Raw genomic sequence first — 14,595 nt, 5'->3', positions numbered from 1 at the left:
TTTCCTAACAACTACGTTGAACAAACGAATAGAGTACTATTACATTTAACCCAAATAGAATGAGGATATTTTATTTAGCCATGATCGTCTTACTCCTTGGTGGATGCAAACGATCAGAAAATTCTAACCAGTATAATCCAGCTGGGAACCAACTTATTGACAAGGGTTTGGTGGCAAGGATAGACCATGACACCAAGGACAGAAGAGATGTGCTGAGATTTGGCTATCCATCTAAATATACCGAGGCATATAAACTAATTAGAACTAAAGAAGGTCAGGAGAAAATAGGTTATAGTGCTGGGTATACATTCAGGGAGAAAGAAAAGCTCTCTCAGAATAGAAGGAATGCTCGTGTGGCTCCTTTAGAATGGCAAGAACGAGGACCAGCAAATGTTCCGGGAAGAACTCGTGGTGTAATCATTGATGCTGAAGACCCAACAGGCAACACCTGGTATGCTGGCTCTGTTGGTGGTGGGGTATGGAAAACAACAGACAAAGGGGAGAGTTGGGAAATATTGACTAAAAACATTCCCAATATGGCCATAGCATGCCTGGCTACTTCTCCTGCTAATCCTAGTATTTTGTATGCCGGTACTGGAGAGGCATTTTCTCATTTGTCAGTGATAGTCGGGAATGGTATATTAAAATCAACTGACAAAGGCCAGACTTGGGAAGTTCTTTCTTCCACAATACAAGATGACGAGTTTAGTGCCGTAAGCCGAATAATAGTTGACCCAAATAACGCCAATGTCCTATTGGCCTGTACTGAAACAGGTACTGGGATCTTCAATCTAACGCAAAGTTTTATTTTCAAATCTGTGGATGGGGGAGTTTCCTGGACCAAGGTATATGCCAGCAATTCTCCTATAGAACAATTGATTGCAGATCCATTTGATTTTTCAATTCAATATGCTGCTGTTAATGGAATTGGTGTTTTGAAATCTGAAGATACGGGAGATAGCTGGTTTGATTCAGGTCAGGGAATTCTCGCCCAAGGACGTATTGAACTTGCGGTATCTAATATTAATAGTGATACGCTATTTGCCTCGGTAGTCGGCGGTCAATCGGGAACAGGCTCGGATCTTTACTTTTCAGGTGATAAGGCCAAATCATGGGTGCTGCTAAGTGACCAAAGCTCTACCGCATATGATTACTTAAATGGTCAAGGGAATTATGACAATACGATCTTAGCTCACCCTTTCGAATCAAATACATTTTATGTTGGAGGAGTAGATCTTTTCAAGGTATCAATAGAAGGGGAGCCATACGATACTGGTGAGCCAACACTCTTAGGTTTAGATCAGGTAAATACAGGTAGCTTTATAGAGTTAATCAATTTTGGCGCACCTTTTTTTGGAGGTGTACTAGACACGGGCATATCTACTCAAAAAAGACCAGTCGAAGTGCTCTTTGGAGCCAATCGAACCCAAAAAGCGCACAGATTCACAGTAGGGGGACAGGGAGCAGGTGTTCCAGCAACTGAATATCAGTACAGAGATTATGTAGAAGTTCCTTTTCAGGTGTGGGATGTAGAAACCAATACCCAGCTTATGGTTTCATTTAGGGATCAGCAAGAAGACGGTAAGTGGAACCTCATAGTTCAAAACCAGGGAGAGGACACCAAACAAGACAGTCGTGAATATTTATTTATTCACAATATTGAGTACACAGACATAGCCAGCCCTGAAGTGGCAAAAGTTGGTGGACAGGAAGTGGAGCAGATGTATTTTTTCTGGCCTATTCTCCCTGAAGATGGGACATTTGATGAAGCTAGCCTTCCTGAGTCGAAACTAGCAATTTTATATGGAAAGCAACGATTGATTAATAGCGAAACGATAAACCTTACCGATGGTCGTGCCCAATATGATAATCGAAATCCTAATGAGGTGATTCATGTCGATCACCATAACCTTATGGCAAGAGTTACTTCTGAGGAGAATGAAGAATTCGAATTAATTGCAGCAAATGATGGTGGGTTGTATTATTCAGATGCAGATAAAGACCCCGGATTAAAAGGAGGAAGCTGGAACTTTGGAGGGCAAGGGTATAATACCACTCAGTTTTACGGTGCAGACAAAATGCCCGGTGGTGAAAAGTTCATTGGTGGAGCTCAGGATAATGGAACCTGGACATCAGATCTTTCTAGTGCAGCCAATTTTGAAACAGATTACACCTTAAGAATCGGTGGTGATGGTTTTGAAGCTTTGTGGAATTATGGAAATGCTAATGAGTTGATAGGTTCTTCTCAGCATAATCTATTCGGAAAATCAAGTGATGGTGGACGGTCGTGGCAGCTAGCTATAAATGGACTAAACCGAGATGAAGCTGCAGCCAATAACTTTCCTTTTATTTCTAGATTATCAACTTCAAAGAAGCAGCCTAATACCATTTATACTGTTGGGAGGTTTGGAGTTTACAAATCCACGGACTTTGGAGATAATTGGGAGTTAAAACCAATAAACGAGAATTGGTCTTTTAGTTCATTCATGCATATTAAAGTTTCAGATGCAAATCAACAGATTGTTTGGGCGGGATCAGGAATGGGATCATCTTATAATTTCCATGTTTCTGTAGATGGTGCTGAGAATTTCTCCAATACTTCTAACTATGATGGTACTTTATTGGGAGTAGCCTCGGGGTTTGCCACTCACCCTACCGAAGACAGTACGGCTTTTGCGTTGTTCTCATTTGCTAATTCCCCGAAGGTGCTAAAAACTGAAGATTTAGGAAATAGCTGGCAAGATATTACTGGATTCAGCAGCGGTAATAGCGAAAGTCTTAATGGGTTTCCTAACGTTGCGGTTTACTGCTTGTATGTTTTTCCAAATGAACCCCAGAAGATTTGGGTAGGATCTGAAATTGGTCTAGTAGAATCCCTGGATGGTGGAGAAACATGGCATCTTACCGACAATGGCTTTCCAGCTGTTGCCGTTTGGGATATTAAGCAGGTGGACAACTTTCTTGTCATTGCGTCACATGGTCGAGGGATTTGGACGGTAAAACTGGAAGAGTTGCCAGAAATCCTTGTTGCTCCACAAATTGTGGATTTAGCCGTACTCCCACAAAATGATGAATTGCTGATCAATCTAAGTGTGACAAGTAAGTTTGACTCGTTGGATATACTTTTAAATAATAACCTGACGAAAAGAAGTGTTGCAGATATTGAGGGTGTGGATACCACATTTGTAATTGAGGCTCAGGAAGAAGGAACTATAAGTGTTCAAGTAGTAGGTTATAAAAATGGCCAAGTGGCGAGTTCTGGTGATGTTTTGTTTGATTATTTCAAATATGGAGATGCGTTGTTGGAATACGAAACCGAATTTAACAGTCAAATTGTTGTAAATGATTTTCTGTTGAATGGTTTTGATGTGCTAAGAACCGTTTCGGGCTTTTCTAATGGAGCCCTGCATACGCCGCATCCATATAAGGATAATTCTACTTCTTCAGCATTACTTAAGAAGAAAATCATCGTATCAAACACAAATCCTACAATTACTTATAATGAAATAGCCATAGTGGAACCTGGAGAAGATGGAACAGAATATGGTGACTTTGAATTTTGGGATTATGTAATTGTGGAAGGATCAGAAGATGGATTAAACTGGGAACCTTTAGTTGATGGTTATGATGCAAGAGCAAATAGCGGATGGTTGCAAGCGTACAATGAAGAGGCGGATGGTAAGTCTAACCTTTTCAGTGAGCGTTCGATTGACCTTAGAAAAACTTTCAATGCAGGAGACACCATAGTAGTAAGATTTAGATTATTTGCAGATGCTAATTCCAATGGGTTTGGGTGGGTTGTAGATGATCTAGAGATACAAAAAACCGAAGTGCTCAATGTTGAGAAGCATAACACGATAAGCATCTACCCCAATCCGGCAACTGACTATATTACGATAAATCAACCGTTGGTCGGAGCTCAGAATTTAAACATTATAGATCTAAATGGTAGAGTGTATCCTGTCTTGTTGACAGAGAATAGACTGGATGTATCTAGCCTTACAGAAGGACTATATATTTTGAGGTTTCAACAAGGCGGAGTTAACTACTCCCAGCGATTTTACAAAAACTAATTAGGAAGATTGGAGCAACAAGCTCTAACCCCATCCTCCAAACTGCTAAAGTCCATTGGGAAACCGATGGACTTTAGTTTTTTTAAGTCCGCTTCCGTAAAGTACTGATACTTGTCACGTAAATGTTCTGGCATGTCGATATACTCAATATCCACCTGCTTGTCCAGTACCTGCTGCAAGGCATTGACCACATCCTTAAAACTACGGGCTTGCCCTGTTCCCACATTATATATTCCACTGTCTTTTCGATGATGCATCATCCAATACATCACATTTACCACGTCCTGCACATATACAAAGTCTCGCAGCTGTTCACCATCGTCATATTTTTCATCATAGGATTTAAACAAGCGTACCTTGCCACCATCTTCAATTTGCCTGTGAAGCTGATACACCATGGAAGACATTTTGCCTTTGTGGTCTTCGTTCTTGCCGTAGACATTAAAAAACTTTAGCCCAGCCCAATAAAAAGGACGTTTTTCCTGACCTAGTGCCCATAGGTCAAATTGATGTTTGGAATGAGCATAAGCATTTAGGGGTTGGAGCTGTGGGATCAGTGAATGGTCATCTGAAAACCCTAACTCACCCAGGCCATAAGTGGCCGCGCTACTAGCATAGATTAGCGGTATTTGCTCGGTAGCACAGATATTCCAAACTTGTTTGGTGTAATTCGTATTGAGCTCAGCAAACAGTGCCTCATCTGTCTCTGTAGTGTCTGTATGTGCTCCCAGGTGAAAAATAAACTCTACCCCTTCGGCATTTTCTTCCAGCCATGGAATAAACACCCGGCGATCCAGGCTCGCTAGTATGTTTTGGTGGTCAAGGTTGGCAAGCTTCACTTCATCATGAAAAAGATCCACGGCGATTATTGCCTTAAACCCCTCTTGGTTGAGCTTGTCGATTAAATGACTACCGATAAACCCCGCTGCACCAGTGACTACTATCATAAAGCTTTTGTTTTCACCAAAGTTAATCATACGTGTGGGGTATCGCCTTCCCCAGATTTCCTTTTTATCTTTGCAGCCAGATTTTAGCAGAGGCATGATTTACGTAAGTCGAAAAGAGCATTTCAACGCAGCCCACAAGCTGTATAATACTAACTGGTCCCACGAGCGCAATGTGGAGGTGTTTGGCCCATGTGCCAACGAAAACTGGCATGGACACAACTTTGAGTTGATCACTACAGTCAAAGGCATGCCTGACCCTGAGACAGGCTTTGTGGTAGACCTCAAACAGCTCAGCAATTTGATCCGCCGTGACATCATAGAAAAAGTAGATCATAAAAACCTCAACTTGGATGTAGACTTCATGAAGGGCAAACTCGCAAGTTGCGAAAGCCTCATTGTTGAGTTTTGGAAAATCCTCGCCCCACAGGTAGGTGACCTGGGCAAACAATGCGAGCTGCATAGCCTCAAGCTTTATGAGACTCCTAGAAATTTTGTAGAGTTCTTCGGTGAAGGGTTATAAATGACCCTTTTCTTCATAGCCGGAGAAAAATCAGGAGATCTTCACGCCTCCCAAATCATTAGGCAAATAAAAGTTGCTCAGCCGAATGTGCAAATATATGGGTGGGGAGGAGAGGCTATGAAAAAAGACGGAACCACTATCCTTCAGACTCAAGACGCTTTTGGCGTTATGGGGTTTTCGGCAATTCTAGGCAAACTATTTCAGTTCAAGTCCTTGCTACGCACCTGTAAGCGGCAGCTATTGGAGTTGCGACCGGAGGTTGTAATCTTGGTAGATTTCTCTGGATTTAACATGCGCGTAGCCCGGATAGCCAAAAAGCTGGGGATCAAAGTGTGCTATTATATCCCCCCAAAAACATGGGCCTGGGGAGCGTGGAGGCTGTCTGGCCTTAGAAAGCTCACAGATGAAGTGCTTTGTATATTTCCCTTTGAAGAAAGCTACTTTAGAAAACATCAGGTAAAAGCCCATTTTATTGGAAACCCAACATTTGAGCAGTTAGAGCATATCTATCCTGTTAAAGAAGAATCACTTCCAAGTTCCCCTTTACCTATAGCTGTGCTGCCGGGAAGCCGAATACAGGAGGTTAAAACTTGTGTGCCCGTAATAGCCGGACTGGCAAGAAAATACCCTAATTATCAATTTAAGCTGGCAGCAGTGTCGCATCTGGGGGCAGCCGCTTACAGCCCCGTGAGTGAAATTCCTAACGTACAATTGAAATGGGACGATAGTACTGAAGTGCTGAGGCATAGTAGGGCTGCAGTGGTCAACTCAGGTACAGCTACCCTCGAAGCTGCCCTGCTGGGTATACCACAGATTGTGATTTATCAGACTTCTTGGGTTAATTATTACCTGGCCAAGTGGATGCTCCAAATTACTTATATCTCATTGGTAAATATTTTACTGAATGAGAAGGTCGTGAGTGAGTGCATACAAGGGCAGTGTAATGTGGAGGTAGTGGCTCAGGAGCTTGATGAGCTCCTTCATTGTGAGAAAAGGCAAAAAAAAATCTCCGAAGGTTATTCGGAGATTCGTAAAATGTTGGCGGGCAAGCAAGCCTCCAAAGAAGCTGCTGAACGAATCTTGGCGCTATGCCGCTCTTAGTTTGTTAAACTTAGATTTCTCGAATTTCTCTTCTGCGTAATCTTTGGTGATTTCCATCTCTGTGATGTCCTTCGCTGAAGGTATCTCAAACATCGCATCCGTGATGATCGCTTCGCAGATAGACCTGAGTCCTCGTGCTCCAAGTTTAAACTCCACAGCCTTGTCTACGATGTAGTCCAATGCTTCGGACGTCAGCACAAGCTTGACATCTTCCATGTCAAACAGCTTCTCGTACTGCTTGATCAGGGCGTTCTTAGGCTTGGTTAATATCTCTTTTAATGCAGCCCTATTGAGCGGGTCGAGGTGCGTCAGTACCGGCAGACGTCCAATCAACTCAGGGATGAGCCCAAAGCTTTTCAAATCCTGAGCAGTGATGTACTGCAGTAGGTTTTCTTTATCTATAGACTCGGCGCTGAAATCATCGCTGCTTGCAAATCCTATCGGACGTGTGTTGAGCCTGTTGGCAATGTGTCGCTCGATTCCGTCAAAAGCTCCTCCACAGATAAACAAGATGTTTTCAGTGTTCACTGTGATCATTTTTTGGTCTGGGTGCTTTCTACCTCCTTGAGGTGGCACGTTTACAGAGGTACCTTCCAGAAGTTTGAGCAATGCCTGCTGTACACCTTCACCACTCACATCCCGTGTGATGGATGGGTTGTCTGATTTACGAGCAATTTTGTCCAGCTCATCGATGTACACAATACCACGCTCAGCAGCTTCTACTTCGTAGTTTGCCGCCTGGAGCAGACGTGTAAGTATACTTTCCACATCTTCCCCCACATAACCAGCCTCAGTGAGTACTGTGGCATCTGCTATGCAAAAAGGTACCTGTAGGATTTTTGCTAGGGTTCTTGCGAGATAGGTTTTACCCGTGCCCGTTTGACCTACCATCACGATGTTTGATTTTTCAATCACCACATCGTCCTTGCGCTCAGCTTGCATGAGTCTTTTGTAGTGGTTGTATACCGCTACGGAGATGTATTTTTTGGCTTCATCCTGACCGATTACAAACTCATCCAGATGCGTCTTCATGTCCGCAGGTTTGATGAGGTTAAATTTCGGACTTTCGGTGGTGCTTTTGGTTTTCAGCTCCTCATTGAGGATTTGCTGCGCCTGAGAGATACATTTATCACATATGTGTGCGTGGATGCCTGAGATCATCAGGTCTACATCCTTTTTGTTTCTCCCACAAAAGCTACAAGTTACTTGTGCCATTATTTCTTAGGGTTTTTTTCTAATACTTCATCGATAAGGCCATATTTCTTGGCTTCCGATGCACGCATCCAGTAGTCACGGTCAGAGTCTTTTTCTATCTGCTCGTAAGACTGCCCTGAATGGTCTGCTATGATCGTATACAGGTCTTTTCTCAATTCCTGCATTTGCTTTAGGGTGATCTCCATATCTCTAGACTGGCCTTGCATCCCTCCACTTGGCTGGTGAATCATGATTCGCGCATGTGGCAATGCCGATCGCTTACCTTTCGCGCCGCCTGTCAGGAGCACAGCACCCATAGAAGCTGCCATACCCGTACAGATAGTTGCTACATCCGGACTTACATATTGCATGGTGTCATACATGCCCAGACCTGCATATACTGACCCCCCCGGGCTATTGACATAGAGTAGGATGTCCTTTTTGGAATCTACTGACTCCAGAAATAGTAACTGTGCAGTGATAATATTGGCAATGTTTTCTTCCACCTGCATGCCTAGAAAAATGATTCTATCCATTATCAAGCGAGAAAAAACATCGATTTCTCTAAAGTTGGTAGGTCGCTCTTCGATGACCGCACGGGTCATGTTTTCTACTGTGTCGGTATATGCATCGAAGGTTGTTCCGCTAATGCCTTGGCCTTTAACGGCAAATTTTCTGAATTCGTCTTTATTGATCATGATTTCAATTTAGCTTAACTGAGCAAAAATAAAAAAAGTCCCTATGCACTAAGGACTCTTTTTAAACTTGTTTTGGTTGGACTAAGTTTCGTTAAAGCTTACGGAATTCGTCCATTGTTACCTTTTTGTCTTTTACTGTCAGTGTTTCTTTCAGGTAATCGAACACTTTATTATTCTGAACCTGGTTATGAACCTTCATGTAGTTTTCACCATTTTCGGCTTGTAGGTAGTTTTGAGCAAACATATCCAGCTTGTCATCCATCTGGCCTATTAGTCCTGCCTGTCCAAACTGCTGACGAATCAGGTTTTTAGCTTCCTCTATGACTTCTTCGTTTTCTACTTTGAAGTCCTGATCTTTTACGATTTTATTGCGGATAAGTGACCATTTGAGCTCTTTAGAGTACTGCTCATACTCTTCTTTGAGTACTTCCTCAGTGATCTGATCATTGGTTTTGATCAACCAACGCTTCAAAAACTCATCTGGTAAATTGATCTTAGCTTTTTCGATAAGTAAATCACGAATTTGGAAGTTGAAGTATTGCTCTTCTTCTGCTTTGAAGCTTTGTCCTACAGACTCGGCTACTTTTTCGCGAAACTCCTTTTCGTCTTTTACAGTACCTTCACCAAAAGTCTTGTCAAATAGGTCCTGATTGATTTCAGCAGGAATCTGACGATTGATTCCTTTTACTGTAAAGTTAAGTTTGCCTTTCAGTGCATCAAATTCTTCATGAGAGATGTCTAGCTGGTGATGAAGCTTGTGGCTATCCTTATAGAGTTTTTTAGGGTCCAACTCTACTTCATCGTCCACTTTCACTCCAGTGAGCTTTTTAGTAGCCGCTTTCTCGGTATCGTTGAGATCAATGCTGATTTCTTTGTTGATTTCACCGTCTTTGGATTTGATTTCGCCATACACCGTGTCCTTATCTTCAGACACATCCGGAGTGGCCATATCACCAAACTGACGCTGTAGGTTTTCTACCGTTTCATCGATCACTTTGTCATCGATCTTGATAGCATGACGATCGACCTTCAGTTTGTCATCAATCTTTAAATCAAATTCTTCTGCAAAACCTACATTGTAGGTAAATTCAAAATCCTTTTGATTATCTAAATCGATGGATTCGAAATCCTCTTCTTTCGGCATGGGCTCGCCGAGAAACTGCAAATCGCTCTCGCGAAGAAAACCATTGAGCTTTTCAGAAACCAGACGATTGATTTCTTCCAACAGAATAGACTTACCATACATTTTGCGAATCATACCTGCCGGTACCTTTCCAGGTCTGAAGCCTTTGATGTTGGCCTGCTTGCTGTATTCTTTGACTTTTTGGGTTACACCTGGTTGGTAATCATCCTCGTTTAATTTAACTTTAATTAAGCCTTCGGTCTTGTCGATTTTGTCAAGTGTGATTTCCAATGTGGTAAGTATTAATGGTTATAAAATAAAAACCCTCTTACACGCTCTGATCTTGGTCAGAGCAGGGGAAGAGGGTTGTTTTTTAGTGCGGATGGAGGGACTCGAACCCCCATGCCTCGCGGCGCTAGATCCTAAGTCTAGTGCGTCTACCAATTTCGCCACATCCGCTAAATTTTGGAGGTGCAAAGATATATAAAAGTTTAAATTCGCAAAAGATCACAAAAGATTTTTGAAAATAGATGATAGAAGTTGATTTAGAAGAGGAAAAGAAAGAGATCATTCGTAGATACCGCAGATTACTGCGTCATGCAAAACCAGTTCTTAAGGATGGGGATGCCAAAATAATTAAAAAGGCATTTTATATGTCTATGGAGGCGCATAAAGACATGCGTCGCAAATCAGGGGAACCTTATATTTTTCACCCACTGGAAGTTGCACAGATATGTGTTTCTGAAATCGGACTGGGTACCACCTCTATAGTATGTGCATTATTGCACGATGTAGTAGAAGATACCGAAATAGAGCTCAGTGAGATCGAACGTGCCTATGGGAAGAAGGTGGCTACCATTATAGACGGACTCACCAAGATTTCAGGAGTATTTGACCAGGGGAGCTCCCAGCAAGCGGAAAATTTCCGTAAAATGCTCTTCACCCTCTCAGATGACGTAAGGGTGATCTTAATAAAGCTGGCAGACAGGTTGCACAACATGCGTACGCTTGAAAGTATGCCTCGTGACAAGCAGCTGAAAATAGCCAATGAGACGATCTATCTATACGCTCCATTGGCACACCGCCTCGGATTGTATGCGATTAAAAGTGAGCTCGAGGATCTATACCTCAAATACACCGAGGAGGATTCATACACACATATCGCTTCCAAGATCAACGCTACGCGTGATGCCCGAAATAAGTTTATCCGAAACTTCATCAAACCCATTCGTGATGAACTCAACGGTCAGCACTTTACCTGTGAAATCAAAGGAAGACCAAAATCGATCCACAGCATACATAATAAGATGCGCAAGCAGAATGTGCCATTCGAAGAGGTCTACGATTTGTTTGCCATTCGCATCATTATTGATACCGAGCTGGAAAATGAAAAAGCAGCCTGCTGGCAAGTGTATTCCATAGTGACAGATTACTACCAGCCTAACCCGGACCGACTGAGAGATTGGATAAGCATACCCAAAGCCAATGGCTATGAGTCGCTGCACACCACTGTCATGAGCGGTAAAGGCCAGTGGGTAGAAGTTCAGATCCGCACACGCCGTATGGACGAAATAGCCGAGAAAGGTTATGCAGCTCACTGGAAGTATAAGGAAAGTAAAAATGGAGATGCGGACAAAGGTCTCGAAATGTGGATAGGCAAGGTGAGAGAGATTTTGGAACAAAACGACACTTCTGCTATAGAGTTCGTAGATGACTTCCGTTCCAATTTATTTCAGGAAGAAGTATTCACATTTACACCTAAAGGAGATCTTGTGACCCTGCCAAATGGAGCCACCGCACTCGACTTTGCCTTTGATATCCATACAGAGGTAGGAGCGCACTGCCTCGGGGCGAAGGTGAACCAGAAACTGGTGCCGCTTAATTACAAATTAAAGAATGGAGATCAGATAGAAATTCTGACATCCAAAAAACAGCGACCCAATGAAGATTGGCTCAAATATGTAGTTACCTCCAAAGCCAAATCAAAAATCAAAGACTCCCTAAAAGAGGAGAAAAAACAATTTGCAGCAGAAGGTAAAGAAGTGGTTCAGCGGAAGCTCAAACAGCTCAAAGTACCTTTTAGCCAGGAGACACTCATACAGCTTACAGAGTTCTTTAATGTAAAGACACCCACAGATCTGTTTTACCTCATAGGTAAAGGCAAAATAGATCACAGCGAGATCAAGCGCTTTAACGAAAAGAAGGAGCAAGAACACAAGTACCGAAGGGTCAGTGATCCAAAAGCCATGCAGTCCAAGATCAAAAAAGTCCGTGAGGATGACTATGATCTCTTACTTATTGGTGAAGACATGGATGTAGTAGATTATAAATTTGCTAAATGCTGCAATCCTATCCCAGGAGATGATGTGTTTGGGTTTGTGACCGTAAATGATGGTATCAAAATTCATCGAACTACTTGCCCCAACGCTGCTGAATTACTGTCGAACTATGGTTATCGGGTAGTCAAAGCCAAATGGACATCCAGTCAGGATGATTCGTTTCTGGCAGGCCTCAAGATCATTGGTACAGATCGGATAGGACTCATCAACGACGTGTCCAGTGTCATCTCTGGAGAGCTGAAAGTAAACATGCGCTCCATTACTATCAACACGGAAGGAGGGATCTTCGAAGGTGAGATAGAGCTTTATGTCAGCGATACAGAACACGTAGATCAACTCATTCGCAATTTGGAGAAAGTCCAGGGAGTGGTATCAGTATCCCGCCATACCTAGTAGCTTTTGTATATCTCGTCTATATTTGTAGCAAACATCAAAACGCGTGATTGTATTCGAAGAGGTAAAAAACATTTTTACCGGGTATTTGGAAGAGAGAGGTTTGAGAAAAACTCCTGAGAGGTATGCCATCCTGGAAGAAATATATTCTCGGAATGGTCATTTTGATGTAGAGTCGCTCTACATTAGTATGAAAAATAAAAACTACCGCGTGAGCAGGGCTACAGTTTATAATACACTCGACCTGTTAGTAGAGTGCGACCTTGTCACCAAACATCAGTTCGGAAAAAATCTGGCCCAGTTTGAAAAAGCATATGGCTACCGACAGCACGATCATCTGATCTGTACCGACTGTAATAAAGTAATGGAGTTTTGTGATCCACGCATCCAAAACATACAAAATACCGTTGGTGAATTACTCAAGTTTGATGTCATTCACCATTCACTGATCCTACACGCTAACTGCAAGCGGGAAAACTGTGAAAATAAACCGAAAGAAAAATGATGAATTATAGTCATACCACCACTGCAGATCAGCTCAAGCTTACCTTTAGTGGTGACCTCATTGGCGAAAACAACGGAGCAGAACTCGTTGAGCTTGTCAATGATGCTATCAATTCAGGGAAAAAATATTGTTTGATCGATATATCAGATGTCCGCTATATCAACAGTAGTGGTATAGGTGTATTGATTACCATTTTGACAAAATTTAGAAATAAAGGAGGAGAGCTTTTTTTGATCAAGCCATCAGAGCACGTCAAAAAGCTTTTAATCATTACCAAACTACAGGCAATTTTTAATATCGTCGATACAGAGCAGGAAGCTCTCGACAAAATCAATTAACATTCATGGCAGCAGTAGATATTTTATTAGGCCTTCAATGGGGAGATGAAGGTAAAGGAAAAGTTGTGGACTTTTTGGCACCCAAATACAATGTGGTAGCCAGATTCCAGGGAGGACCCAATGCAGGACATACGTTAGAGTTCGATGGACACAAGCACGTCCTTCACCAAATACCATCAGGTATTTTCCACGAAGGCATTTTGAATGTTATCGGTAATGGAGTCGTTCTAGACCCCATCACCTTCAAAAAAGAAATCGAGGGACTCGCCCCATTCAACCTCGATCTTAAACGCCATTTGGTAATCTCCAATAAGACACAAATGATTATCCCCACACATCGTATGCTCGACAAAGCGTATGAAATAGCCAAAGGGGATAAAAAAATCGGTAGCACACTGCGGGGGATCGGGCCTACTTATCAGGATAAGGCCGCACGCAAGGGCCTCCGTATAGGAGATATCAATGAACCAGATTTTGACGAACGCTATCGTCAGCTAAGAGATTTTCACCTTCAGATACTCGAGCGATACAATTTTGAAGCCGTTTTGGAAGAAGAAGAAAAGCAGTTCTTCGAGGCTATTGAAACCGTTCGAGAGTTCGATATCCTGAGCACGGAGTATCTAATAAATCAGGCTTTGGTAGATGGGCAGAGTGTCCTGGCCGAAGGAGCTCAGGGATCACTGCTAGACATAGACTTTGGTAGTTATCCATATGTGACCAGTAGTAATACCATCGCGGCAGGTGCCTGCACAGGTCTGGGAGTAGCCCCTGGCAAAATCGGAGAAGTCTACGGTATCTTCAAAGCATACTGTACCAGGGTCGGTAGTGGGCCGTTCCCTACAGAGCTACATGGTGATGATGGAGAAGAGCTCCGAAAACTTGGGAATGAGTTTGGAGCCACCACAGGTCGCCCACGTAGATGTGGCTGGTTAGACTTACCAGCATTGAAGTACACCTGCATGCTCAATGGAGTTACCCAGCTCTTCATGATGAAAGCAGACGTACTTGCAGATATGGACGAGATCAAAATCTGCCATAGTTACAAAGTAGGAGATGAGGCTACCGAGGAGTTGCCGCTATATCTGGACGGTCAGGAGAATAATTTGGTGTTTGATAGCTTCAAAGGTTGGAAAGAAAACAATATTGAAAGTTTTGAGTCTTTGCCTGCTACTTTGGCTGAATATGTAAAATACATCGAAAACAGCACGCAAACGCCGATTAGTCTCATTTCTCTAGGTCCAGATCGCACCCAAACTTTGATGAAAGAGAAAATTTCTCAATAATTTTCCTTGATACTATTTGCGGAAAGAAGTTCTTTACTATCTTTGCCGTCCGTTCGGCAGGGACGGGGGCAAAAAGGAAGG

11 protein-coding genes and 1 tRNA gene are annotated in these 14,595 nt (G+C 42.6%); 7 read left to right on the top strand and 5 right to left on the bottom strand.

Going from position 1 to position 14,595, the window contains the following annotated elements; translation table 11 throughout:
• The first annotated feature begins 59 nt into the window (after positions 1-59).
• The gene (locus tag C7460_RS21270) at positions 60-4,073 is read left to right on the top strand and encodes a T9SS type A sorting domain-containing protein (protein ID WP_115870163.1); all 4,014 of its coding nucleotides are present in this window, start codon (positions 60-62) and stop codon (positions 4,071-4,073) included.
• On the opposite strand, the gene rfaD is transcribed toward C7460_RS21270, so the two are convergent.
• On the bottom strand, positions 4,070-5,116 hold the full coding sequence (rfaD, locus tag C7460_RS21265; RefSeq protein ID WP_317127712.1) for an ADP-glyceromanno-heptose 6-epimerase: 1,047 nt from the start codon (positions 5,114-5,116) through the stop codon (positions 4,070-4,072). The genes C7460_RS21270 and rfaD overlap by 4 nt on opposite strands.
• Between rfaD and C7460_RS21260 the strand changes: the two genes are divergently transcribed.
• Together C7460_RS21260 and lpxB are read left to right on the top strand one after the other, a co-directional pair.
• On the top strand, positions 5,115-5,540 hold the full coding sequence (locus C7460_RS21260) for a 6-pyruvoyl trahydropterin synthase family protein (RefSeq protein WP_115870162.1): 426 nt from the start codon (positions 5,115-5,117) through the stop codon (positions 5,538-5,540). The genes rfaD and C7460_RS21260 overlap by 2 nt on opposite strands.
• Positions 5,541-6,641 carry a lipid-A-disaccharide synthase gene (lpxB, locus tag C7460_RS21255; RefSeq protein WP_115870161.1) on the top strand — a complete coding sequence of 367 codons (1,101 nt, stop codon included), beginning with the start codon at positions 5,541-5,543 and terminating at the stop codon, positions 6,639-6,641. It begins immediately after the preceding gene.
• Here lpxB and clpX read toward each other — a convergent pair.
• From clpX to C7460_RS21235, 4 genes are all read right to left on the bottom strand, one after another.
• A complete protein-coding gene (gene clpX / locus C7460_RS21250; RefSeq protein ID WP_115870160.1) occupies positions 6,627-7,856 on the bottom strand; it encodes an ATP-dependent Clp protease ATP-binding subunit ClpX in 1,230 nt (409 codons plus the stop codon). The two genes, lpxB and clpX, sit on opposite strands and share 15 nt — an antisense overlap.
• Positions 7,856-8,533 carry a ClpP family protease gene (locus tag C7460_RS21245; protein WP_115870159.1) on the bottom strand — a complete coding sequence of 226 codons (678 nt, stop codon included), beginning with the start codon at positions 8,531-8,533 and terminating at the stop codon, positions 7,856-7,858. Before C7460_RS21245 ends, clpX begins: the two co-directional genes overlap by 1 nt.
• A gap of 91 nt (positions 8,534-8,624) precedes the next feature.
• Positions 8,625-9,947, bottom strand: a complete 1,323-nt coding sequence (gene tig, locus C7460_RS21240; RefSeq protein ID WP_170148127.1) for a trigger factor — start codon at positions 9,945-9,947, stop codon at positions 8,625-8,627.
• Between the two features lie 86 nt (positions 9,948-10,033).
• Positions 10,034-10,115: transfer RNA gene (locus tag C7460_RS21235), tRNA-Leu, on the bottom strand.
• 71 nt (positions 10,116-10,186) lie between these two features.
• Between C7460_RS21235 and C7460_RS21230 the strand changes: the two genes are divergently transcribed.
• From C7460_RS21230 to C7460_RS21215, 4 genes are read left to right on the top strand one after another with little or no spacing between them, the layout of a single operon-like run.
• Positions 10,187-12,388: a RelA/SpoT family protein gene (locus C7460_RS21230; protein ID WP_115870157.1), complete on the top strand. Its 2,202-nt coding sequence runs from the start codon at positions 10,187-10,189 to the stop codon at positions 12,386-12,388.
• 46 nt (positions 12,389-12,434) lie between these two features.
• On the top strand, positions 12,435-12,893 hold the full coding sequence (locus tag C7460_RS21225) for a Fur family transcriptional regulator (protein ID WP_115870156.1): 459 nt from the start codon (positions 12,435-12,437) through the stop codon (positions 12,891-12,893).
• Positions 12,893-13,231 carry an STAS domain-containing protein gene (locus C7460_RS21220; protein WP_115870155.1) on the top strand — a complete coding sequence of 113 codons (339 nt, stop codon included), beginning with the start codon at positions 12,893-12,895 and terminating at the stop codon, positions 13,229-13,231. Before C7460_RS21225 ends, C7460_RS21220 begins: the two co-directional genes overlap by 1 nt.
• 5 nt (positions 13,232-13,236) lie before the next feature.
• Positions 13,237-14,514, top strand: coding sequence for an adenylosuccinate synthase (locus C7460_RS21215; protein WP_115870154.1), 1,278 nt, complete (start codon positions 13,237-13,239; stop codon positions 14,512-14,514).
• The last annotated feature ends 81 nt before the right edge of the window (positions 14,515-14,595 follow it).

The sequence above is a fragment of the Marinoscillum furvescens DSM 4134 genome, assembly GCF_003386095.1.
GTDB lineage: Bacteria > Bacteroidota > Bacteroidia > Cytophagales > Cyclobacteriaceae > Marinoscillum > Marinoscillum furvescens.
Note: the sequence above shows the minus strand (reverse complement) of the source record. Positions and strands in the feature narration are given on the sequence as shown.

Excerpts from the sequence above, each read along its gene's own strand:
- C7460_RS21270 (WP_115870163.1), top strand. The coding sequence starts at position 60 with ATGAGGATATTTTATTTAGCCATGATCGTCTTACTCCTTGGTGGATGC.
- C7460_RS21260 (WP_115870162.1), top strand. The coding sequence starts at position 5,115 with ATGATTTACGTAAGTCGAAAAGAGCATTTCAACGCAGCCCACAAGCTG.
- rfaD (WP_317127712.1), bottom strand. The coding sequence starts at position 5,116 with ATGCCTCTGCTAAAATCTGGCTGCAAAGATAAAAAGGAAATCTGGGGA.
- lpxB (WP_115870161.1), top strand. The coding sequence starts at position 5,541 with ATGACCCTTTTCTTCATAGCCGGAGAAAAATCAGGAGATCTTCACGCC.
- clpX (WP_115870160.1), bottom strand. The coding sequence starts at position 7,856 with ATGGCACAAGTAACTTGTAGCTTTTGTGGGAGAAACAAAAAGGATGTA.
- C7460_RS21245 (WP_115870159.1), bottom strand. The coding sequence starts at position 8,533 with ATGATCAATAAAGACGAATTCAGAAAATTTGCCGTTAAAGGCCAAGGC.
- C7460_RS21230 (WP_115870157.1), top strand. The coding sequence starts at position 10,187 with ATGATAGAAGTTGATTTAGAAGAGGAAAAGAAAGAGATCATTCGTAGA.
- C7460_RS21220 (WP_115870155.1), top strand. The coding sequence starts at position 12,893 with ATGAATTATAGTCATACCACCACTGCAGATCAGCTCAAGCTTACCTTT.
- C7460_RS21215 (WP_115870154.1), top strand. The coding sequence starts at position 13,237 with ATGGCAGCAGTAGATATTTTATTAGGCCTTCAATGGGGAGATGAAGGT.